A 21,003-nucleotide genomic window follows, 5' to 3' on the forward strand; every position below is an offset into this window, starting at 1 on the left:
CTCAACTAGAGACAAACATCCTGATAGGTCGTCCATGGCTTCCCGCGCATACAACATCCCGAACCTTCTGACCTATGCGCGTATCCTGGCCGTGCCGGTGATCGTCCTTTGCTTTTTCATCGAAGGCCGGCTGGAAAGCTCGGATTTCGCCCGCTGGACGGGGCTCACCATCTTCGTCGTCGCCTCGATTACCGATTATCTCGACGGTTACCTGGCCCGCATCTGGAACCAGACGTCGAATATCGGCCGCATGCTCGATCCGATTGCCGACAAGCTGCTGGTCGCGTCCGTGCTGCTTCTGATGGCCGCCGACGGGACGATCGCCGGCTGGTCACTCTGGGCGGCAATCACTATTCTGTGCCGCGAGATCCTCGTCTCTGGACTGCGTGAATACCTGGCGGCACTGAAGGTCTCTGTACCGGTAACGCGGATCGCCAAGTGGAAGACGACGATCCAGATGGTGGCAATCGCCTTCCTGCTTGCCGGCCCTGCGGGCGACAAGATCATGCCCTATATTACCGAGCTCGGCATTGCGCTCTTGTGGATCGCAGCGATCCTGACCTTCTATACCGGCTACGACTATTTCAAGGCCGGGCTGAAACATCTGGTGGATGAGGAATGACCACGAAACTCGTCTATTTCGCCTGGGTGCGCGAGCGGATCGGCAAGCCGGAGGAAGAGATCGCGCTTCCGGCCGATGTCGTCACCGTGCGAGATTTGCTGAATCATCTGAAGGGCCTGGGCGAAGAATACGAGAATGCGCTTCAATATCCGGAGGTGATCCGCGTGGCGATCAACCAGGAGCATGTGGAACACAACGAGCCGATCGCCGGCGCGCGGGAAATCGGGATATTTCCGCCGATGACCGGAGGGTGAGGAGCGATCCGGCGAAGCCGGAGAAGTCGATCCAGTGAATCGATTTCAGTGACGAACGCCCGGAGCCAAAGCGGCGGCCGGGGCGCCGGCGAGGCAAGCTCGGCTCACGGCAACGGAGACGGTCAATGTCGAAAATCACCCTCACCATCCGCGTCCAGGCGCAGGATTTCGATCTGCAATCCGAGATCGATGCGCTGACTGCCGGTCGCAAGGATATCGGAGCCGTCGTCACGTTTACCGGCCTTTGCCGCGATGAACAGGGGGCATTGTCGGCTCTGGAACTGGAACATTATCCCGGCATGGCGGAGGCAGAGATGCGCCGCATTGCCGAACTCGCCATCGAACGCTTCTCGCTGCTTGGCCTCACGGCCGTGCACCGCCACGGAAAGATCCTTCCGGGCGGGAATATCGTGCTGGTCATCGCCGCAGCCCCGCATCGGCAGGCCGCCTTCGACGGGGCCAGCTTCATGATGGATTTCCTGAAAACCTCGGCCCCCTTCTGGAAAAAAGAGCATGGCGCCGGCGGCACGACGGGCGACTGGGTCGCTGCCAAGGATGCGGACGACAAGGCCCGCGACAAGTGGCGATAATTATGGCACCGCCCTCTCCCGCCGGCTCATGACCAGCACGGCAACCAGCGCCGAGACGATCACCAGATCGCGCCAGACGATCGGGCCGTAGCCGCTCCAGAGTGTCTCTGCAAAACCGATCACCGCGGCACCGGCCGCCGATCGCAGTGGATTGGAATGGCCGCCTGCCGCTGCGATCAGCACCACTTTGAGCCCGAACAAGAGGCCGGCGCCGAAATCCATCGTGCCGTAGTGGGAGGTCGCAAGAATGCCGCAGATCGAGGCGAACAGCGCCGCGGACACATAAGCCGTCACGAAGACGCGGGCGGAATTGGTGCCGGCAAGCTCCGCCGCAAGCGGATCATCGGCAACGGCGCGCCAGATGCGCCCCCAACGGGTATAGGAAAGCACGAAAGTGCCTGCAGCGATCATGGCGAGCATGATCGCCACGTTGATGAGCTGTATGAGCGTCAGCGTCACGGGGAAACCGCCGCCCCTCCAGAAAACCACGACACGGTTCAGGAAAGGCGGCAGCCAGAGTTCGCGTGTATCGGAAGCGAGCCGCGCACCCTCCATCAGCACCATGAGAACGCCGAGCGATGCGACGATCATCGCATTGGGAGAAACCTTTGCCAGCGGTCGCATCACGAACTGCCCGACGATCGCGCCCGCCCCTGTTCCGCCGATCAGCGCCACCATGGCTCCCATGGCCAACGTCGCCGGCAGGATCAGCCAGAACCGGTCCCAGCCGATATGGGCAATGAGCAGATAGAGATGGCCGGAAAAGGCGAAGATCGCCCCATAGGTGATGTCGGCACGCTTCGTCACGGCAAAGGCGATCGCATAACCGAAGGCGAGCGCCGCATAAAGCGCCGCCAGCGGAATCGCATTCGCCAGTTGCTGCAACAGATAGGCCATGGACACTCCGGAAATTGGGCCAAATATAACTGGTCAATTGCATTTTGCCAGTTATAATCTTAGGCATGATCTTTTCCTGGACCCCGCATCGTTTCGTCGGAGGCGCGCTGGCACTGGATGTCGCCAACAGCGTCATTATGCGCTTCGACCCCAAGCGCAGCATCGACCGTTTCGCGAAGCCCGAGCAGATGAATGCCTTTCCGAAGGCAGCCGAGGAATTTTCAGCCGAACGAGCACTGTTCGGCGAACTCGCACCGGTGAAGCCCCAAAATCACAAGCCTTTCCTGGCTCTGCGGGAGGCGATCGACCGTTATTTCCGCGCCCGCGTGCTCGGTGAAGAGGAACATACGCTGCTTGCCGACTTCCTCGAAGCCACGGCCTCGATCCTGCGCCTTGCGGAGAAGGGCTCGCTTGAGGCCGCTACCGCGCATTCCGCCCTTCGACTGCTCGCCGAGGAGGAAATGGCCCGGTTGAAAATCTGCGGCAATTGCGGCTGGCTGTTCATCGACCGCAGCAGGAACCGCAGCCGCACCTGGTGCGACATGGCTATCTGCGGCAATCGGGTGAAAGCCAACCGCCACTATCACCGCAAAAAGAAGGAGGCCGCGACATGATGCTTCGGCTCGTTTTCTGCACCCTTGCCGCGCTCTTGCTCATCGCCTGCCAGCGCGAGGCGGACGAACCGTTGACCGAGCTTTCCGGCCGGGTGTTCATCTTCAACTACCGGGTGGCGGCAGCAAACTACGTCGTCACGCTCAGAAAGACAGCGCCCTTCCCTGAAAACAGCTATGCGGAAGCGGAGTTCGAAAACCCGCAGGGCGGTGCGGCGCTCGTGGTGCGGCAGAAGCTTTTCCCAGCCAGGGATAAGATCGTTCTCGAAAGCCCGGATCTCAAATGCGTCAGAAAGGACAAGCCCTATTCGGTGAAAATCCGCCTCGTCGGCGCGGACGACAGGCCATTGCAGACGATCGAGACGAGCATCACCTCCAACATGGACCAGGCGGCAATGATGCCGGGCAAGCCGCTGGTGGTCGGACCGATCTACACGCCGAACCCGGAGGTTTTCAAGGCGGACGGCAGCGTCGACTATGACAAGCAAGCCAACTGTCCGGCATGAAATCCTGAAAGGGGAATTAGCCCCTCACCCTAATCCTCTCCCCGCATGCGGGGAGAAGGTCCCGGCAGGGGGATGAGAGGCAAAACGCAAAAAGCCGGGGCGCGCGCCCCGGCTTTTCCTATTTCATCGCTACCTGAAATAATCAGCCGACGATCTCGGTTTCCGAGAACCAGTAGGCGATTTCCTGAGCGGCGGTTTCCGGCGCGTCGGAGCCATGAACCGAGTTTTCGCCGATCGAAAGCGCAAAGGTCTTGCGGATCGTGCCTTCGGCGGCCTGGGCCGGGTTGGTGGCGCCCATGATTTCGCGGTTCTTGAGGATGGCGTTTTCACCTTCCAGGACCTGAACGACGGTCGGGCCGGAGGTCATGCCTTCAACGAGTTCGCCGAAGAAGGGCCGCTCCTTGTGAACTGCGTAAAAACCTTCTGCTTCGCGCTTGCTCATCCAGACGCGCTTGGATGCTACGACGCGCAGGCCGTTGTCCTCAAAGACCTTGGTAATGGCGCCCGTCAGGTTGCGCTTGGTGGCATCCGGCTTGATCATCGAAAACGTGCGTTCAATCGCCATTGTTCTATCCTTCATCTCCAACGGAAAGTGGGCGGTGTTTACCCGCCCCTTTCACTGGAAACAAGGGGGTTCCGGCAATTTCACGCGGCTGTCACATGCCGTCCGACGCCATCATGGAGGTCCAGGCAACGTTCGAACCACTGCCCGACCAGGTCGTCGTCGGCAAATACCTTGGCACCTGTGGTAACCCTCATCCACTGCAGCGCGCCGAAGAGGATGTAGTCGGCAAACAGGGGGGCATCCCCGCCGATAAACTCCTGATATTTCAGCGTCTGACGCACGGGTTCCAGCTTTGCGGCGAAGGCGGCGATCGCCTCGTCGCGGCCCGCCCTCATCTCCTCCAGCGTCCTGCCGAGAAAGGCCTCCCGGCTCTTGCGGAAATAGATCCGGTCGGTCTCATCAAGCATGTCATGGATATCGGCAACGGCAATGTTCGTGACGGCAGGATGGATGATGGTCTGCGAGAAACGCTCGACGAAACGGGAAAGCGCCTTGCCGCCTTCGCCGCCGAACAGCGTCGGCCGGTTGGGGTAGGTCTCCTCCAGGTAAAGCGCGATGTCGAAACTGTCGCGGATCAGCTCGTTACCGTCCCTCAGGATCGGCACGGTCTTCGAAAAGCCGTTCTCCAGCGCAGGTATCTCCGTAAAGGGCGTCGGCTTCTCGATGAAGTCCAGCCCCTTGTGGCGAAGCGCCAGCACGACCTTCCAGCAATGGGGCGAGAATGGGCGGCTCTCGTCGGCGCCGCAGAGGGAATAGAGGATACGGGTCATGTCAGGCTCCTGTTTTTCGGTCGCAATAGTGAAGGCAAACGGGCCGTCAAATCCAGTCAGGAAATTTCATGGATCCATCACGCGGCAACCACGCAATCGCGCCGTCCACTCTCCTTTAACCCTGTCATCGAGCTGCGGTGCGGTTTTCAGCAGCTATTAAGTGGAAGTCACGCATGGATTTTGCGGATGTCGAATAGATCCGATCAGGCGCGGGAGCGAAGTATGGCGGGTGAGGTCAGCAAGGCGGCGAGGGACGGAAGCTTGCAGGCGGTGGTGAGCCACATGGCGAAGCTGGATGTCGGCGGTCTGCCGCGCAATTACGAGCTTTTCCACGAAGCGCTTTCCGGCGCCGATGCGACGCTTTCCCGCGAATTGCTGTCGCTCCCCTCCTCGCCATCCCAAGCGCTGCTTGATGAGATCGGTCTCAGATACCAATTGCCGGGCTTCATCGCGCTTGCGCCGTCCACCTCCCGCGATCAGGAAATCGGGCTTCTCCTGGAACTGAGGGAAAAGATGGCGAGCGGCGTGACGCAGAAGCAGGGATTCACGCGTGTCCTCGAAGCCGTCGCCCGGAGCCTTCGCGAAGACAGCGATGCAGGCCCAAGAGATATTCTTGCCGAAATCGAATACCTGAGCGTCTCCCTGTCGGATGCCGTGGTGGCCGAAACGGAACTGGAGGCGGCGCTCAAGGCAGGCATAGACCGCCTCGCCGGCGCCAGCCAGAAAGCCGCAGCCGCCCGCGCCATCACGCTCCGGGACCGACTGACCTCGCTGCCGAACCATGCCGCATTCGCCGAACGTCTTGAGACTCTTTATACTTCCCCGGCCGACGACCACGGCATGGCACTCTTCCTGATCACGATCCCCGATCTTCCGGACATCACCCGGACCTATGGCGAAGCAGCGGCCAGCCGGATCGTCAGAAAGGCTGCCACGACCTTTCGCAAGGCGATCAAGAAAAACGATTTCGTCGCGCGCATAGGCAGCGGCGATTTCGCCTTCCTGTTCCGAGACGTGAGCCGCGACAGCGTGCAACCGATCGCTGAGCGGCTGATGACCGCGATCGCCGACAACCTTGTCTTTGCCGCCTCCGACCGAACAGCGGCGACACTCGATCTTTCGATCGGCGTTGCCTTGGCGCAGGATGCGTTCTCACCGCAACAATTGCGCCTGCAGGCCACGGCTGCTCTGCAGACAGCGAAGGCAAACGGCCGGCCGGCCGTTTTCGTCCCCGACCAGGCCAGGCGTTAGCTTCGCGTCGAAATTGGAACGGCGGGTGCCCGCACCCGTCTTGCCTTCGCGGCCGGTTTCGGCCAAAACGCCGGCCATGATTACGATCACCGAACTCTCCGCCCGCGTGGCCGGGCGTCTTCTCCTCGACCATGCCAGCGTGACGCTTCCGGCGGGCGCGAAGGCCGGGCTCGTGGGCCGCAACGGCGCGGGCAAATCAACGCTCTTCCGGGTGATCACCGGTGATCTAGCAGCCGAAAGCGGATCGGTGACCATCCCGAAGAACGCCCGCATCGGCCAGGTAGCACAGGAAGCGCCAGGCACCGAGGAGTCGCTGATCTCGATCGTGCTTTCTGCCGACAAGGAGCGCACCGCCCTTCTGCAGGAGGCAGAGACCGCAACCGACCCGCATCGGATCGCCGAGATCCAAGTGCGGCTTGTGGACATCGACGCCCATTCGGCGGAAGCGCGCGCGGCGAGCATCCTCTCCGGCCTCGGCTTCGACCATGACGCCCAGCACCGTCCCGCCTCTTCGTTTTCCGGCGGCTGGCGCATGCGCGTCGCGCTCGCGGCGGTGCTTTTCGCCGAACCGGATTTGCTGCTGCTCGACGAACCGACCAACTATCTCGACCTCGAAGGCACGATGTGGCTGGAAGACTATGTGCGGCGCTATCCGCATACGGTCATCATCATCAGCCACGACCGCGACCTCTTGAACAACGCCGTCAACTCGATCGTCCATCTCGACCAGAAGAAGCTCACTTTCTACCGCGGCGGCTACGACCAGTTCGAACGGCAGAAGGCGGAAGCCGACGAGTTGCAGATGAAGGCGAAGGCCAAGAGCGACGCGGCGCGGAAACATATCCAGAGCTATATCGACCGCTTCCGCTACAAGGCCTCCAAGGCCCGTCAGGCGCAGAGCCGCATCAAGGCGCTGGAGCGGATGGGCACGGTCTCGGCGGTCATCGAAGATCACGTCCAGCCGATCACCTTTCCCGAGCCGGAGAAACAGCCCGCTTCGCCGATCGTCGCGATCAGCAAGGGTGCGGTCGGCTATGTGCCCGGCAAGCCGATCCTGAAGAACATCGCGCTCAGGATCGACAACGACGACCGCATCGCCCTGCTCGGCTCGAACGGCAACGGCAAGTCGACCTTCGCCAAGCTGATTTCGGGTCGCCTCTCCGCCGAAAGCGGCGAGATGAAGCTCGCGCCCGGCCTGAAGATCGGCTTCTTCGCCCAGCACCAGCTCGACGATCTCATTCCCAACGAGACGCCGGTCGATCATGTTCGCCGGCTGATGCCGCAGGCGGGAGAAGCGCAGGTGCGCGCCCGCGTCGCCCAGATGGGGCTTGCGACCGAAAAGATGGCGACCGCGGCGAAGGACCTGTCCGGCGGCGAGAAGGCGCGCCTGCTGATGGGGCTTGCCGCCTTCCACGCGCCGAACCTGCTTATCCTCGACGAACCGACCAACCACCTCGACATAGACAGCCGCCGGGCGCTGATCGAGGCGCTTAACGACTATGATGGCGCCGTCATCCTGATTTCCCACGACCGCCATCTGATCGAGGCGACCGTCGACCGGCTATGGCTCGTTAACGAGGGCACGGTGAAACCTTTCGAGGGTGATCTTGAGGAATATCGCGATCTGATCGTCTCGGCCGGCCGCAGGAAGGACGACAAGCCGCAGGCTGCCGATGAGCCCGCCTCGAAATCGGTTCAGCGGAAGGCGAATGCGGAAAAGCGCGCCTCGCTCGCACCTCTGAAGAAAAAGATCAACGAAATCGAATCCTTGACGGCCAAGCTGGAGAAACAGATTCAGTCTCTTGATAAAGAGCTTGCGGATCCGGCGCTCTATGACAAGGCTCCCGCCAAGGCCGCGCAGAAGGCCAAGGAGCGAGGCGAAGCGGCGGCAAAGCTCTCCGCCGCCGAAGAGGAATGGCTGATGCTGTCTTCCGAGTACGAAGAGGCGATGGCGGGCTGAGCGCCGCCTCATTAAAACCCCGCGCCATTCAACCCGAAATGACGATCGCAGCGGTTGCCCATCGCGCTTCGGGACCATACGTATGGCTTCCTGACTGGAGACCTGCCATGGATCTTTTCCTTGAAACCGATGACGATCCGAAGACACTTGCCTTTGTGGCGGACCTGAACAAGGCTTCCGATGAGCAGTTGCGGACACCGGCGTTCGAGAAGGACCGCGACATCGTCAAGGCGATGTTCGAACGCGAGGACCGGCTGATCGTGCCTAGCCGGCGTGGCAATTGGCTCTTCGACTATCATCGCACCAAAGACAATCCGCTCGGCATCTGGCGTCGGCTCCCGGCGGATCAGGAGCCGCGTTCAGACGCGGACTGGGAAACGGTCTTCGACCTCGATGCCTTCTGCAGGCAAGAGGGCAAACGCTGGATCTATTACGGCGCGATCACCTGTCCGTTCGAGCCAACGCTGGTGCTACTCATTCTCTCGGATGGCGGCTCCGATCTTTTGCGACTCATCGAATTCGACACGGCGGCCAGGGCCATCGTCGAAGGCGGCTTCGATACGCCCACCGCGCGCGCCCATGCAAGCTGGCTGAGCCGCGACGAGATTGCCTATTTCGGTTCGGTTGACGAGAACTCCGCCACCCGCTCGGGTTGGCCGCGGGTCGGTCGCCGGTTGAGGCGTGGGCAGAAGCCCCAGGATGCACCTATCTATTTCGAGGCCGGCAAAGACGACGTCTACGGTTCGGCCTTCTCCATCGATCCCCTCTTCTGGCGCGGCAAGCCGGGTGAGCGGCCGATAGAAGTCTTCTTCATTGGCCATGAGATCGGCAAGGTGAGCGTGCATCTGCGTGACGGCAAGGGCGAGATCCGCCGTCTCGACCTGCCGACCGAGATCGACTATTCGATCAATCACAGCCATATCCTCTGGCGCGTCAAGACGGACGAGCGTTTCCCGACCGGCAGCCTTATCCTGCAGGGCATTGCGCCGTTCTCGGACAATTTGCTCGGGGAACCGCGCGTGCTGTTCACGCCGAGAGACGGGCAATCGATCGCCCAGATGGCGCTCCTCAAGACATGGGCCCTCTTCATCGTCAGCGACCGGATGGTCCCGAAGTTTTACCTGTTCGATTTGACCAAGGCGGATGCCGAACCGGAGGAGTTGCCGCTGCCGCCCGAATTGCAGACCGTGAACTTCCGGCTGCTCGATGCGGACCTGACGCTCGGTGAAGAGGTGCTGACAGTGATCGGCCAGGGTTTTCTCCTGCCCTACAGCACCTACCGCCTGGACCTGACCGGGCGGAGCCGAAAGCCGGAACTCGTTCTGACCGGCACAGCGCCGGCCTATTTCGATGCCGATGGCATGCACACCGAACTCCTGGAAGCCACGTCGGAAGACGGGACGAAAGTGCCCTATCATATCGCTTTCCCCAAGACCTGGACCAAGGGCGAACTGCCCGTGCTGATGTATGGCTATGGCGGCTTTGCCTCGCCCCTTGCGCCCTACTATTCGGGCAATAACGGCCTCTGGCTGGAACACGGCGGCGCCTATGTGCAGGCCTATATACGCGGCGGCGGCGAACTCGGGCCTGACTGGCACCACGTCGCCAAGGGCCGCGGTCGTCACAAGGCATTCGAGGATTTCGTGGCGGTCGCCCGCGATCTTGTCAGGCGGGGCTACACCAAACCGTCGCGCATCGCCTGCACCGGAGGAAGCAATGGCGGCCTGCTTACGGCCGTTATGCTGACGCGGTATCCAAAGGACTTCGGCGCTGTCTGGACCCGCGTGCCCGTAATCGACATGTCGCGCTTCCACGTATTCCCTGCCGGCAAAGCCTGGATGGACGAGTACGGTAATCCCGACGTCGAAGCCGATCTTGAATACATGCTCGGCTACTCGCCGCTGCACCAGGTGAAGCCGACCGCCGAGATCAGCTATCCACCGGTCTATATCGAAAGCTCATCCAATGACGACCGGGTCCATCCCTCCCACGCCCGCCGCTTCGCCAAGCGGCTGATAGAGGCGGGACATAGACCGCTGTTCCATGAATATGGTTCCGGCGGACATGGCGGCGCCGGCGATTCCTCAGAGCAAGCCGCCCGCGTGGCGATGGGCTACAGCTTTCTGCGCCAGACGATCATGAGCGGCTGACCGGAACGGCGGCCGCGGGACGTGAGCGCGGACCGTATCAAGCCTTCTTGACCCAGCGCCCTTCCTCCGACTGCTGCCAGTAGGTGAGCGTATGCCCCTCGCCCTTCAGCTTCTTCCATTGGGCGCGGGCGTTTTCGAGTTGCGCGGCATCGTAGCCGTCGAACATGAAGACGATCCGTTGATAGGTTTCGACCGACGGCGGCTCGGCGCCGTCGACCAGAAAACGCACGTTGGCGCCATTGCCGTTTTCCGCTTCGGCGGTCAAAAGCACCGGCTGGGCCTCGGCCATCGGTGCCGTATCCGTGCCATGCGGCAAAAAGCTGTCCTCGCGAAAGGTCCAGAGATGCGCGTCGAGAAAATCCCGCCGCGCCTCTCCGCTCGTCTGCACAACCACCTTCCAGCCTCTCTCGACACTCTTTTCGAGCAGCGCCGGAAGCGCGTCCTCGAGCTTGGACTCGGTCAGATGGTAAAACAGGATTTCAGTCATCAGGCTTCGTAGTGCGCCCGCACCAGTTCGTCCAGAAGGCGCACGCCGTAACCTGAGCCCCAGGACTGGTTGATCTCGTTTGCCGGCGAATTCATCGCCGTGCCGGCGATATCGAGATGCGCCCAGGGTGTTTCCCCCACGAAGCGCTTCAGGAGCTGCGCCGCGGTGATCGACCCGGCCTGGCGGCCGCCCGTGTTTTTCATGTCGGCGAATTTGGAATCGATCAGCTTGTCGTAATCCTTGCCGAGCGGCATGCGCCACAGCTTTTCGCCCGTCACTTCGCCGACGGCGCTGAGCTGACCCGCCAGCGCGTCATCGTTCGAGAAAAGCCCTGCATGCAGGTTGCCGAGCGCCACGACGATCGCGCCCGTCAGCGTCGCAAGATTGATCATGAAGCGCGGCTTGAAGCGGTCGTTGCAGTACCAGAGCGCATCGGCAAGCACGAGGCGGCCCTCTGCATCCGTATTGATGATCTCGATCGTCTGGCCGGACATCGTGGTGACGATGTCGCCCGGGCGCTGGGCATTTCCGTCCGGCATGTTCTCAACGAGACCGAGAATGCCGACCGCGTTGACCTTCGCCTTGCGGGCGGCAAGCGTGTGCATGAGGCCGATCACGGCAGCCGCGCCGCCCATGTCGCCCTTCATGTCCTCCATGCCGGCGCCGGGTTTGATGGAAATACCGCCGGTATCGAAGACGACGCCCTTGCCGACAAAGGCGACCGGCGCGTCCTTCGTCTTGCCGCCCTTCCATTGCATGATCGCAAGCCGCGGAGGCCGCGCAGAGCCCTGGGCGACGCCGAGCAGCGCGCCCATGCCGAGCTTCTTCATCTCCTTCTCGGTCAGGATCTCCACATCGACGCCGAGCTTTTCCAGATCCCTGGCCCTGTCGGCGAATTCGACCGGGCCGAGCGCGTTCGGCGGCAGATTGACGAGTTCGCGCGCCAGGGTGACCCCGCCGGCGATCGCTTCCGATTCGGCGAAGGCCTTCTTGGCGGCCGCATGCTCGCCGGTGACGATCGTCACCTTCACCGTCTTCGGCGCCTTGTCCTCGTCGTCTTGCTTCTTCGTCTTGAAAGCGTCGAAACTGTAGCTGCGCAGCAGCATGCCGAGCGCAAGGCCTGCCACCTGTTCGCCGCCGACCTGCAAACCGGGGGCATCCGCAAAAATGGTCACCTTGGACATCGATTTGACCGCGGCGGCGGCAACTCCACCCGCCTTCAGCCAGTCATAGGCCGTCAAGGCGTCCGCCTTGCCGAGGCCCAGCACGACGAGCCGATCGGCTGGCGAGCCCTCAGGCGCGATGATGTCTAGTGTCGTCATCGCCTTGCCGGAGAATTTTCCAATCTCCGCCGCCCTTGCGACGATGCCGGCCGGATCGACGTCGGCAGCACCTGCCGCCGGTCCATCGCCGGCAAGTTTGAGCTGGATGGCAAGTCCACCGTCGATCTTGGCGGACTTGGCGAAGGATATATCAAATTTCACGGACATTGCGGCTCCAGAAGACTCTCGAAGAAGGAGCCGAGATCATCACCGTTTCAGCGCGAACGCAAGGTGGCGATCCGTTTGCGCCTTCACAGGAGCGAGAACGTTTCACGGCGATTCATACGCGAGTATCAAAAACCTTTCATATTCACATGCGAAACAAGGAAACGAAATCACCCGATTTCATTCCGATCAGTATTGTATTAAGTTCTGCGCGGGCCCCCATCGGAAATCAACAATTCGGCGCGACCAGTCTGTTCAAGAAACTCTAGCCATGACCGTCAGACAGTTCCTTTCGAGACCTTCAGGCTGGTTTATAGTGCTCTTCGGGGCATGGTGGTCGCTTCTGGCAATCTTCTATCTGTTTCCACAGATCGATATCTGGGTCGCACACGCCTTCTTCATCAAATCCGTTTGCGGCAGCATGGATAGCCAAGGCCGGGTCTGCGGTAGCTTTCCCTACGGCACGCAGGCCGTCTTCATCGTTATCCGGCGCATACTCTTTTACCTGCCTGCGCTCGTTGCGATCTATCTGCTCTATCGCCTGCTCGCCAATTTTCAACACCATGGCACCACATATTGCAGACGCAAGACACGCGATTACTCGATCGCCCTGACTGCCTTCCTGATTGGCCCTCTCGTGCTGGTCAACATGATCCTGAAGGAGATTTCGGACCGGCCGCGGCCCTATCAAACCGATTTCTTCGGCGGCGGACATGTCTTCATGCCGGCCGGAGACTTCCAGGGTGCCTGCGTCAACAACTGTTCCTTCGTTTCCGGCGAGGCGGCCGGCGCCGGATGGCTGGCCTGCCTGATCGTGCTTATGCCGAAGCCGTTGCGCGCGATCCTGGGGCCGCCGCTCATCAGCATCTCATTGATCTCGCCGGCGCTCCGCGTCTCCTTCGGCGGCCATTATTTCTCGGATGTCACGCTCGGCTGGCTGTCCTCGCTGGTCATCTATGCCGGCGTGGCAGCGTGTTTCGAAATGTCACAACGCGAAAGAAAACGAGAGCTCCAAACAAATTTGTGACACCGCCCCTGTCGCAAACCCGCTCTGGATCGCTTAGATAGGCGCGGCTGCCATCAGCGGTGTGACGAGGTCATCACCCGGGTGGCGCAACGCAACAAGTCTAGGCCGGGATGAAGCTTCTCGAACGCTACATACTGCGCCGGATTTTCCAGATGTTCCTGGTGACGCTCGTTCCCGTGCTCACTATCATCTGGACCATCCAGGTGCTCGGACGCATCAATCTGGTCACGGACACTGGCCAGTCGATGGGTTCGTTCGCGACTCTTGCCACCTATATCCTGCCGACCATCATTCCCGTCGTCGTGCCCTTCGCACTCGTCATCGGCATCACCCAGACGCTGACGGCGATGAACAACGATTCGGAACTGCCGGTCATAGATGCGGCAGGTGCCTCTCGCGACATCATCTACCGGCCGGTGCTGATGCTCGGCATCGTGCTCAGCCTGTTCTCCTTCCTGGTGACAAACTTCGTCGAGCCGCCCTCGCGTGTGGCAGCCCGCCAGATGGTCGCTGCGGCTTACGCCGACCTGCTTTCGTCGGTGATCGAGGAAAAGACCTTCCGCAGCATCGAGGACGGGCTTTACGTCCAGATTTCGGAGCGCCATTCCGGCCGCGTTCTCAAGGGCCTGTTCGTGGTGGATTATCGCGACCCGAACTTCGACCTCATCTATTATGCCCGTGAAGGATCGATCGACGAAAACGGCACAACGCTCACCATGCGCGACGGCGAAGTGCATCGCAAATCCGCCGACGGGCGCGTTTCGATCATCAAATTCGTCTCCTATGCCTTCGATCTTTCGGCCATGGCGAAGTCGGAAGGCGGACTGCCGCAATATTCCGCCGATCGCAGCCTTGCCTTCCTGCTCAATCCGGATCCGAACGACCCGCTCTACCAGAAATCGCCCGATTCCTTCCGCGGAGAACTGCATCGCCGCCTCTCGGATTGGCTGTACCCGATCACCTTCGCACTTCTTTCGCTGGTCGCCGCGGGCAGCACGCGTTCCCACCGCCAGGCGCGGGTGCATCCGATGGTCCATGCGCTCTTCCTTGCCTTCTTCATCCGGTGGCTGGGTTTCTCCGCAACCAATTTCGTGGAGCGTCATCCGCTTTATGCCCCCCTCCCCTACATGGTTCCGCTGATCAGTTCCCTGATCGCCATCTACATGCTGGCCACCAACCGACAGTTTGCGATTCCCGGCGTCCTCGCCCGTGGCATCTCGCACCTCACGGGCAACCTTCAACGCCGCTTCGCTTCCCGCACCTCGGATGGAGGCGCGGCATGATCTTCTCGACGCTCGGGCGGTATTTCTTCCGCCGCTATATCGCGACTGCGCTCTGGTTCCTGCTCGGCGTCAGCGCCATCATCTTCCTTGCGGATTTCAGCGAAACGAGCCGCCGCATGTCCGGCTTCGTGGGCTATACGGTCTATAGCGGCCTCCTGATGACCGCGATGCGCGTGCCACTCATCCTGCAGCAGACCATCCCGACACTCAGCCTCTTCATCGGCATGACAGTGCTGATCGCGCTCAACCGGCGCTACGAACTGGTGGTGACCCGGGCGGCCGGCATCTCGGTCTGGCAGTTCATCGCCCCCTTCATCGCCGGCGCCTTCCTGATTGGCCTTGCCACGCTTCTCATCATCAATCCGCTCGCCGCCTGGGGCCAGCGCGAATCGATCTCGATGGAGGCGAGCTGGCGCGAAGCGAGCAACCGTTCCCGTGCCTCAAAATTCGTTCCGTGGATCCGTCAGATCAGCGGCGACGAGGATACGATCATCGGCGCCAAGAGCTACCAGGAGGAAGGAACGTTCCTCATCGACGTCGTCGTGTTCCACTTCGACAAGGATGGCCGCGTCATCATGCGGCAGGACGCCAAGACCGCAAAATTGGAAAATGGTTACTGGCTTCTTAACGACGTTCTGGAAAACCGGCCTGGAGAAATCCCCGCCCGTCGCGAGACTGCACAGGTTCGCACCAACTTGAGGCAGGAATATATCCAGGAGAGCCTGGCGCAGCCGGAAACCGTTGCGTTCTTTGATCTTTCCAGAAAAATCGAGGTGAGCAAATCCTTCGGCATATCCACCAAGGCGCTCGAGACGCAGTATCACTCCCTGCTCTCCATGCCGATCCTGCTCATGGCGATGACTCTCATTGCTGCAACAGTCTCATTAAAATTCAGCCGGTTCGCCCAGTCCCGCTCCATGATTCTGGGTGGAATAGTTTCCGGCTTCGTGCTTTATGTCGTAACCGTGCTTGTGAAGGCATTTGGGAGCAGCGGGGCGATTCCTCCCTTCGTGGCAGTCTGGGTTCCAGTCATCGTCGCGACGGCGTTGGGGATGACTATTCTGCTTCACCAGGAGGATGGCTAGTGGCGGCAAGTGACCGCAAAAACATAAGACGGCTCGCCGCCGCCCTGCTGACAGGTGTGTCTTTATGCGTTCTCGGCGTATCGGCAACGGTTGTGCATGCACAGAGTCTGGTTCCCGCGCCGGCGGACGACGCCAAGCTTCTCTTGCGCGCCAATGAACTCATCTACAATCAGGATGCCCAGCAGGTCACCGCCTCCGGTGGCGTGCAGATGTATTACAACCGTTACCGCATGGTGGCGCAGCGCGTTCAGTACGACCAGAAGACCGGGCGCGTCATGGCGACCGGCAATATCGAGCTGGTCGAGCCCGGCGGGAACCGCGTCTATGCGGATGCGCTCGATGTGACGGACGATTTCGGCGAAGGCTTCATCAACGCGCTCCGCGTCGAGACGACCGACAATACCCGTCTTGCGGCCGAAAGCGCCGAACGCCAGCCCGGCGACCTGATGATCCTGAACAATTCGGTCTATACCGCGTGCCTTCCCTGTACCCGGACGCCCGGCAAGGCGCCGCTTTGGCAGGTCAAGGCCGAACGGGTCGTCCGCAACGGCCAGACCCACACGATTCGCCTCGAAAACGCACAGTTCGAACTTTTTGGTTTGCCGATCGGCAGGTTGCCCTTCGCCATCGAGGTGCCGGACGAAACGGTGGAGCGCAAGTCCGGCCTCCTCTTCCCGCAATTTTCCGCGAGCGACAATCTCGGCTTCGGCGTGACGGTGCCTTACTATCACGTCTTTTCGCCGAGCATGGACGCCACGCTCAGCCCCACCTACTATTCCAACCAGGGCTTGCTGCTCCAGGGTGAGATCCGCAACAAGTTCGAGAGCGGCGACCATACTTTCCGCTTCGCCGGAATCCATCAGCAGAATCCGGACGCCTTCGACCTCGGCAGCAGCGACGCGCAGGCGGAAAACCGTTTCATGGCCGCCTCGAAGGGCGAGTTCCAGATCAATCCCCGCTGGACCTTCGGCTGGGACGTCATGGTCCAGAGCGACAACAACTTTTCGCGTACCTATGATCTTACGGGTGTCAAGGCCGACACGTTCACCAACGACGTCTACCTGACGGGACTCGGTACCCGGAACTATTTCGACCTGCACGCCTATTATTTCAATGTTCAGGACGACGCCTCTCTCAACACGCTCGAACAACAGCAGGCGATCGTCTACCCGTCGCTCGACTACAGCTATTACGCTCCGGAGCCGATCCTGGGCGGCGAGTTCTCGATCACTGCCAACCTCACTAATCTGTCCCGCCGCGAGGACGATTGGTATACCGAAGGCACGACCGACCGCTTTCCGGGCCTCGAAGGCAGCTACAGCCGCTTCACCGCCGAGACCGAATGGAAGCGCACCTTCAACACGTTCAACGGCCTCCTGCTGACACCGATTCTGGCCGCGCGGGCAGACGGACTGCGCCACACCGCATCGAACGTTCCGGGCGGGATCTATCTCGGCGACCTCGAGTCGGAAGGCAGCGATGGCCGTTACATGGTTACTGCCGGCCTCGAAGCCCGCTATCCGATCCTGATGACCTACGGCGAGAGCAGCCATATCATCGAACCGATCGCGCAGATTTTTGTACGCCCTGACGAACAGATGGCCGGCGGCCTGCCAAACGAAGATGCCCAGAGCTTCGTCTTCGACGCGACTACCCTCTTCGAACGCGACAAGTTCTCCGGCTTCGATCGGATCGAAGGCGGCACGCGTGCCAATGTCGGCATTCGTTACACCGGGTTGTTTGCGAACGGCATCGGCGTGAGAAGCATTTTCGGTCAATCCTATCATCTCGGCGGACAGAATTCCTTTGCCACCGAGGATCTCGTGCACGCGGGCGCCAATTCAGGCCTGGAAACCGACGTTTCCGACTATGTTGCCATGGCGGCCGTCGACCTGCCGCAGGGCTTCACGGTTGGCGTCAACACCCGGTTCGACGAGAAGACCTTCGCAGTCAAACGCACCGATGCTTCGCTCAGCTACACAATGCCTCGCCTGCAGGGGACGCTCGTCTACACGCAGGTCGATCCGCAGCCGGAATATGGTTCCGACGAAGCGACCGACGTGCTCAAGCACTCGATGAGATTCCGCATCAACGAGAACTGGGCGATCGCCGGCACGGCGACCTGGGATCTCGCCGACAAGGAGATCATCAAGCGCGGGATAGGCATCAGCTATGCGGACGAGTGCACGATCTTCACGCTCGCCTATACGGACAAGCCGTCGGACACTGCGGCCAACGACTGGACCGTCAGCGCCCGCCTCAGCTTCCGCACGCTCGGCGACATCAATATCGGCTCGAACACTGCCGATTACGACCAGGATTACCAGTACCAGTAACCCGTCGTGAATACGAAAACCTCGGGTCCGGACTGGATCGGCGTCATCGTTTCGCCGCAAGAATTGTGCAAGCGGGCGCAAATATAGTATGAGAACGAGGCCGGTCGGGCAGAGTGCCGACCGGGGCGGGAAAGGAATTGGTATCATGTTTGCAATGACCGCAACGCGCAGGCTGGCGTTGGCCGTGGCTGTACTGGCCGCCTCCGTCGTCGTTCAGCCGGTCGTCCAACAGGCGCAGGCCGCCAGCGAGATTGCGGCGGTCGTCAATAGAACGCCGATCACCAGCACCGATGTCGCTCGCCGCGCAGCCTTCCTTCGGCTGCAGCGCCAGAAGGCCGACACCAAGACGGCCCGGGAGGCGATGGTCGAGGAAATCCTGAAGCGCCAGGAAGTCGCCCGGATGAGAATGTCGGTCAGCACCGACGACGTCGACAAGGCCTTCGAGCGCTTCGCCGCCAGCAACAAGATGAACGCGCAGCAGATGGGCCAGATCCTTGATCGGGCCGGCGTCGGGGTGGAGCATTTCAAGAACTACATCGCCGTGCAGATGAGCTGGCCGCGCCTTGTCAACGCCCGCTATGGCAGCGGCCGCGGCCGCATGTCGAGCCAGGAACTCGTCACGCGCATGATGGAGAACAAGGAAAAGCCGGTGACGACGGAATATTTCCTGAAGCAGATCATCTTCGTCGTGCCGCCGGCCAAGCGCAACGCCATCCTCGGCAAACGCCAGAAGGAGGCCAACGCCTCCCGCTCCAAGTTCCCGGGCTGTGAGCAGTCCAAGCAGTTCGCAGCAACGATGCTGGACGTTTCCGTTCGCGATCTCGGCCGCGTCCTCGCCCCCGAACTGCCCGCGGAATGGAAGCCGCTGGTCGAGAAGGCTTCCGGCGGAACCACGGCCACTCGCGTCACCGAGCGCGGTGTCGAGTTCCTTGCCATCTGCAACCAGCGTCAGGTTTCCGACGACTTCGCGGCTGAAGTGGTCTTCCGCGCCGAAGACCTCACCAAGGCGCAGAAGGAAGGGCAGAACCCCAACGACAAGAAGTATCTCGACGAACTGCGCGGCAAGGCGCAGATCGAATACCGCTGACAACCGGAGTGCCCATGCCGCTTGATCGTCCGCTCGACCGCCCTTTGGCGCTGACCCAGGGCGATCCCGCCGGCATCGGCCCCGACATCACGCTTGCCGCGTGGGTTTCGCGCGAACGGCACAGCCTGCCGCCATTCCTTTTCCTCGGCGATCCGGCGGTCCTGAAATCGCGCGCCGCGCTGCTTGGCCTCGACGTGCCGATCCGGGAAGCGGATACCGAGAGAGCCATTTCCGTCTTTCAGGATGCGCTCCCCGTCCTGCCCATCCCGGCCGGCGCGGAGGTTGCAGCCGGAGAACCGCATGCGGCGACTGCAAAAGGCACGATCGGCGCGATCGAAAAGGCGGTATCCCTCTGCTTCGAAGGCAAGGCTGCCGGTACTGTCACCAATCCGATCGCCAAGTCGATCCTCTACCAGGCAGGGTTCGGTTTCCCGGGACACACGGAGTTCCTGGCCGATCTTGCCGAGAAAGCGACCGGCAAAAAAACGATGCCGGTGATGATGCTGGCCGGCCCGAAGCTCAGGGCCATTCCGGTCACGATCCACATCCCGATCAAGGATGTGCCGACGGTGCTCACCCAGACGCTGATCGAAGAGACCTGCCGGATCGCCGATCACGATCTCAGGACACGCTTCGGAATCGCTCAGCCGCGGCTCGCCGTCGCGGGGCTCAACCCGCATGCGGGCGAGGACGGAGCGATCGGGCGCGAGGACCAGGAGGTCATCCATCCGGCCGTCTTCAAGCTGCGCGCCGAGGGCATCCACGTCTTCGGGCCGCTGCCGGCCGACACCATGTTCCACGACGAGGCGCGCGCCCGCTACGACGTGGCGATCTGTATGTATCACGACCAAGCGCTGATCCCGGCCAAGGCGCTCGGCTTCGACACGTCCGTCAACGTGACGCTCGGACTGCCCTTCATCCGCACCTCACCGGATCACGGTACCGCTTTCGGCATTGCCGGCCAGGGCATTGCCCGCGAGACCAGCCTTGTCGAGGCGCTCAAGCTCGCCGGTGATCTCGTTTCGAAAGCCTCCGCCTGATGGCTACACTCGATGGCCTGCCGCCGCTGCGTGACGTCATCCAGCGTTACGGGCTCGACGCCAGGAAGGCGCTCGGCCAGAATTTTCTGTTCGACCTCAACCTCACCCAGAAGATCGCCCGCAGCGCAGGACCGCTCGACGACGCCACCGTCTTCGAAGTCGGCCCCGGCCCCGGCGGGCTGACCCGCGCGATCCTGTCGCTCGGCGCAAAGAAGGTCATCGCGATCGAGCGTGACAGCCGCTGTCTGCCGGCACTCGCCGAGATCGGCGACTACTATCCTGGCCGGCTGGAAGTCATCGAAGGCGACGCACTGAAGACCGATTTCGCGGCGCTCGCGCCCGAAGGGCCGGTGAAGATCATCGCCAACCTGCCCTACAATGTCGGCACACAGCTTCTCCTCAACTGGCTGCTTCCGGAAAACGGGCAATGGCCGCCCTTCTGGGAAAGTCTGACGCTGATGTTCCAGAGGGAAGTGGGGCTCAGGATCGTCGCCGACGAGGACGACGACCACTACGGTCGCCTCGGCGTGCTCGCCGGCTGGCGGACGGAGGCGCGCATGGTCTTCGACGTGCCGCCGCAGGCATTCAGCCCGCCACCGAAGGTGACATCGACCGTCGTACATCTGACGCCAAGGCAGAATCCTCTGCCCTGCGACGTGGGCAAGCTGGAACGGGTGACGCAAGCCGCCTTCGGCCAGCGGCGGAAAATGCTGCGCCAGAGCCTCAAACCACTCGGCGGCGAGTCCCTGCTCGTCAAGGCGGGCATCGACCCGTCAAGGCGGGCGGAAACACTATCCGTGGAAGAGTTCGTGCGGCTGGCGAATTGCCTCTGAGGCCACGACTTCGTAGCTTATTGCAATGTCATGACCCGCCAGCGGCGGATGCATTCAGCGTGTTACGGAAGTCGCCGGTATACCGCTTCCGGCCAGCAGGTTAACGCATCGGCTTGAGGTGCTTGAAGCGGCCAAGGTTACGAAGGGATATTGGGCAAGGGA

The 21,003-nt window shown here is 61.5% G+C and carries 20 protein-coding genes; 15 read left to right on the forward strand and 5 right to left on the reverse strand.

Features of this window, described 5'->3' with window-relative positions; genetic code table 11:
- Positions 1-34: 34 nt before the first annotated feature.
- From pgsA to J2046_RS09195, 3 genes are all read left to right on the forward strand, one after another.
- Complete coding sequence (gene pgsA / locus J2046_RS09185; RefSeq protein ID WP_037150578.1) at positions 35-622, forward strand: CDP-diacylglycerol--glycerol-3-phosphate 3-phosphatidyltransferase; 588 nt, start codon at positions 35-37, stop codon at positions 620-622.
- Positions 619-876 (forward strand): molybdopterin converting factor subunit 1, encoded by a 258-nt coding sequence (gene moaD / locus J2046_RS09190; RefSeq protein ID WP_210051057.1) that lies wholly within the window; start codon positions 619-621, stop codon positions 874-876. Before pgsA ends, moaD begins: the two co-directional genes overlap by 4 nt.
- Before the next feature lie 125 nt (positions 877-1,001).
- Positions 1,002-1,466, forward strand: coding sequence for a molybdenum cofactor biosynthesis protein MoaE (locus J2046_RS09195; protein WP_210051058.1), 465 nt, complete (start codon positions 1,002-1,004; stop codon positions 1,464-1,466).
- Here the strand turns inward: J2046_RS09195 and J2046_RS09200 are convergent, their stop codons facing one another.
- Positions 1,467-2,363 carry a branched-chain amino acid ABC transporter permease gene (locus tag J2046_RS09200; protein ID WP_210051059.1) on the reverse strand — a complete coding sequence of 299 codons (897 nt, stop codon included), beginning with the start codon at positions 2,361-2,363 and terminating at the stop codon, positions 1,467-1,469.
- A 65-nt stretch (positions 2,364-2,428) separates the two neighbouring features.
- Here J2046_RS09200 and J2046_RS09205 point away from each other — a divergent pair, with 65 nt between their 5' ends.
- The gene (locus J2046_RS09205; protein ID WP_210051060.1) at positions 2,429-2,977 is read left to right on the forward strand and encodes a CGNR zinc finger domain-containing protein; all 549 of its coding nucleotides are present in this window, start codon (positions 2,429-2,431) and stop codon (positions 2,975-2,977) included.
- Positions 2,974-3,480 carry a hypothetical protein gene (locus J2046_RS09210; RefSeq protein WP_210051061.1) on the forward strand — a complete coding sequence of 169 codons (507 nt, stop codon included), beginning with the start codon at positions 2,974-2,976 and terminating at the stop codon, positions 3,478-3,480. Before J2046_RS09205 ends, J2046_RS09210 begins: the two co-directional genes overlap by 4 nt.
- A 142-nt stretch (positions 3,481-3,622) precedes the next feature.
- Here J2046_RS09210 and ndk read toward each other — a convergent pair whose 3' ends face one another.
- Together ndk and J2046_RS09220 are read right to left on the reverse strand one after the other, a co-directional pair.
- Entirely contained in the window at positions 3,623-4,045 is a 423-nt protein-coding gene (ndk, locus tag J2046_RS09215; protein WP_210051063.1) for a nucleoside-diphosphate kinase, read from the reverse strand.
- A gap of 80 nt (positions 4,046-4,125) precedes the next feature.
- Positions 4,126-4,815 carry a glutathione S-transferase family protein gene (locus tag J2046_RS09220; RefSeq protein ID WP_210051064.1) on the reverse strand — a complete coding sequence of 230 codons (690 nt, stop codon included), beginning with the start codon at positions 4,813-4,815 and terminating at the stop codon, positions 4,126-4,128.
- 222 nt (positions 4,816-5,037) lie between these two features.
- On the opposite strand from J2046_RS09220, the gene J2046_RS09225 reads away from it, so the two are divergent.
- The 3 genes from J2046_RS09225 (at position 5,038) to J2046_RS09235 (ending at position 10,176) form a co-directional block, all read left to right on the forward strand.
- The gene (locus tag J2046_RS09225) at positions 5,038-6,066 is read left to right on the forward strand and encodes a GGDEF domain-containing protein (RefSeq protein ID WP_210051065.1); all 1,029 of its coding nucleotides are present in this window, start codon (positions 5,038-5,040) and stop codon (positions 6,064-6,066) included.
- 76 nt (positions 6,067-6,142) lie between these two features.
- Positions 6,143-8,026, forward strand: coding sequence for an ABC-F family ATP-binding cassette domain-containing protein (locus J2046_RS09230; protein ID WP_210051620.1), 1,884 nt, complete (start codon positions 6,143-6,145; stop codon positions 8,024-8,026).
- Positions 8,027-8,133: 107 nt separating this feature from the next.
- A complete protein-coding gene (locus J2046_RS09235; protein WP_210051066.1) occupies positions 8,134-10,176 on the forward strand; it encodes a prolyl oligopeptidase family serine peptidase in 2,043 nt (680 codons plus the stop codon).
- Between the two features lie 37 nt (positions 10,177-10,213).
- On the opposite strand, the gene J2046_RS09240 is transcribed toward J2046_RS09235, so the two are convergent.
- Both J2046_RS09240 and J2046_RS09245 read right to left on the reverse strand, forming a co-directional pair.
- The gene (locus tag J2046_RS09240; protein ID WP_210051067.1) at positions 10,214-10,663 is read right to left on the reverse strand and encodes a DNA polymerase III subunit chi; all 450 of its coding nucleotides are present in this window, start codon (positions 10,661-10,663) and stop codon (positions 10,214-10,216) included.
- On the reverse strand, positions 10,663-12,153 hold the full coding sequence (locus J2046_RS09245; RefSeq protein ID WP_210051068.1) for a leucyl aminopeptidase: 1,491 nt from the start codon (positions 12,151-12,153) through the stop codon (positions 10,663-10,665). Before J2046_RS09245 ends, J2046_RS09240 begins: the two co-directional genes overlap by 1 nt.
- 268 nt (positions 12,154-12,421) lie before the next feature.
- Here J2046_RS09245 and J2046_RS09250 point away from each other — a divergent pair, with 268 nt between their 5' ends.
- The 7 genes from J2046_RS09250 to rsmA all read left to right on the forward strand — a co-directional run bounded on the left by J2046_RS09250 (position 12,422) and on the right by rsmA (position 20,841).
- Complete coding sequence (locus J2046_RS09250; protein WP_210051069.1) at positions 12,422-13,177, forward strand: phosphatase PAP2 family protein; 756 nt, start codon at positions 12,422-12,424, stop codon at positions 13,175-13,177.
- A 110-nt stretch (positions 13,178-13,287) separates the two neighbouring features.
- Positions 13,288-14,460 carry an LPS export ABC transporter permease LptF gene (gene lptF / locus J2046_RS09255; RefSeq protein WP_210051070.1) on the forward strand — a complete coding sequence of 391 codons (1,173 nt, stop codon included), beginning with the start codon at positions 13,288-13,290 and terminating at the stop codon, positions 14,458-14,460.
- Positions 14,457-15,545, forward strand: a complete 1,089-nt coding sequence (lptG, locus tag J2046_RS09260; RefSeq protein ID WP_037150549.1) for an LPS export ABC transporter permease LptG — start codon at positions 14,457-14,459, stop codon at positions 15,543-15,545. The genes lptF and lptG overlap by 4 nt, the downstream gene beginning before the upstream one ends.
- Positions 15,545-17,881, forward strand: coding sequence for an LPS-assembly protein LptD (locus tag J2046_RS09265; RefSeq protein WP_210051072.1), 2,337 nt, complete (start codon positions 15,545-15,547; stop codon positions 17,879-17,881). The genes lptG and J2046_RS09265 overlap by 1 nt, the downstream gene beginning before the upstream one ends.
- Before the next feature lie 145 nt (positions 17,882-18,026).
- Complete coding sequence (locus tag J2046_RS09270) at positions 18,027-18,968, forward strand: SurA N-terminal domain-containing protein (RefSeq protein ID WP_210051074.1); 942 nt, start codon at positions 18,027-18,029, stop codon at positions 18,966-18,968.
- Positions 18,969-18,982: 14 nt separating this feature from the next.
- Complete coding sequence (pdxA, locus tag J2046_RS09275) at positions 18,983-20,008, forward strand: 4-hydroxythreonine-4-phosphate dehydrogenase PdxA (RefSeq protein WP_210051075.1); 1,026 nt, start codon at positions 18,983-18,985, stop codon at positions 20,006-20,008.
- The gene (gene rsmA, locus J2046_RS09280; RefSeq protein WP_210051077.1) at positions 20,008-20,841 is read left to right on the forward strand and encodes a 16S rRNA (adenine(1518)-N(6)/adenine(1519)-N(6))-dimethyltransferase RsmA; all 834 of its coding nucleotides are present in this window, start codon (positions 20,008-20,010) and stop codon (positions 20,839-20,841) included. Before pdxA ends, rsmA begins: the two co-directional genes overlap by 1 nt.
- Positions 20,842-21,003 lie beyond the last annotated feature (162 nt).

The sequence above is a fragment of the Neorhizobium petrolearium genome, from assembly GCF_017873175.1.
Lineage (GTDB): Bacteria > Pseudomonadota > Alphaproteobacteria > Rhizobiales > Rhizobiaceae > Neorhizobium > Neorhizobium petrolearium.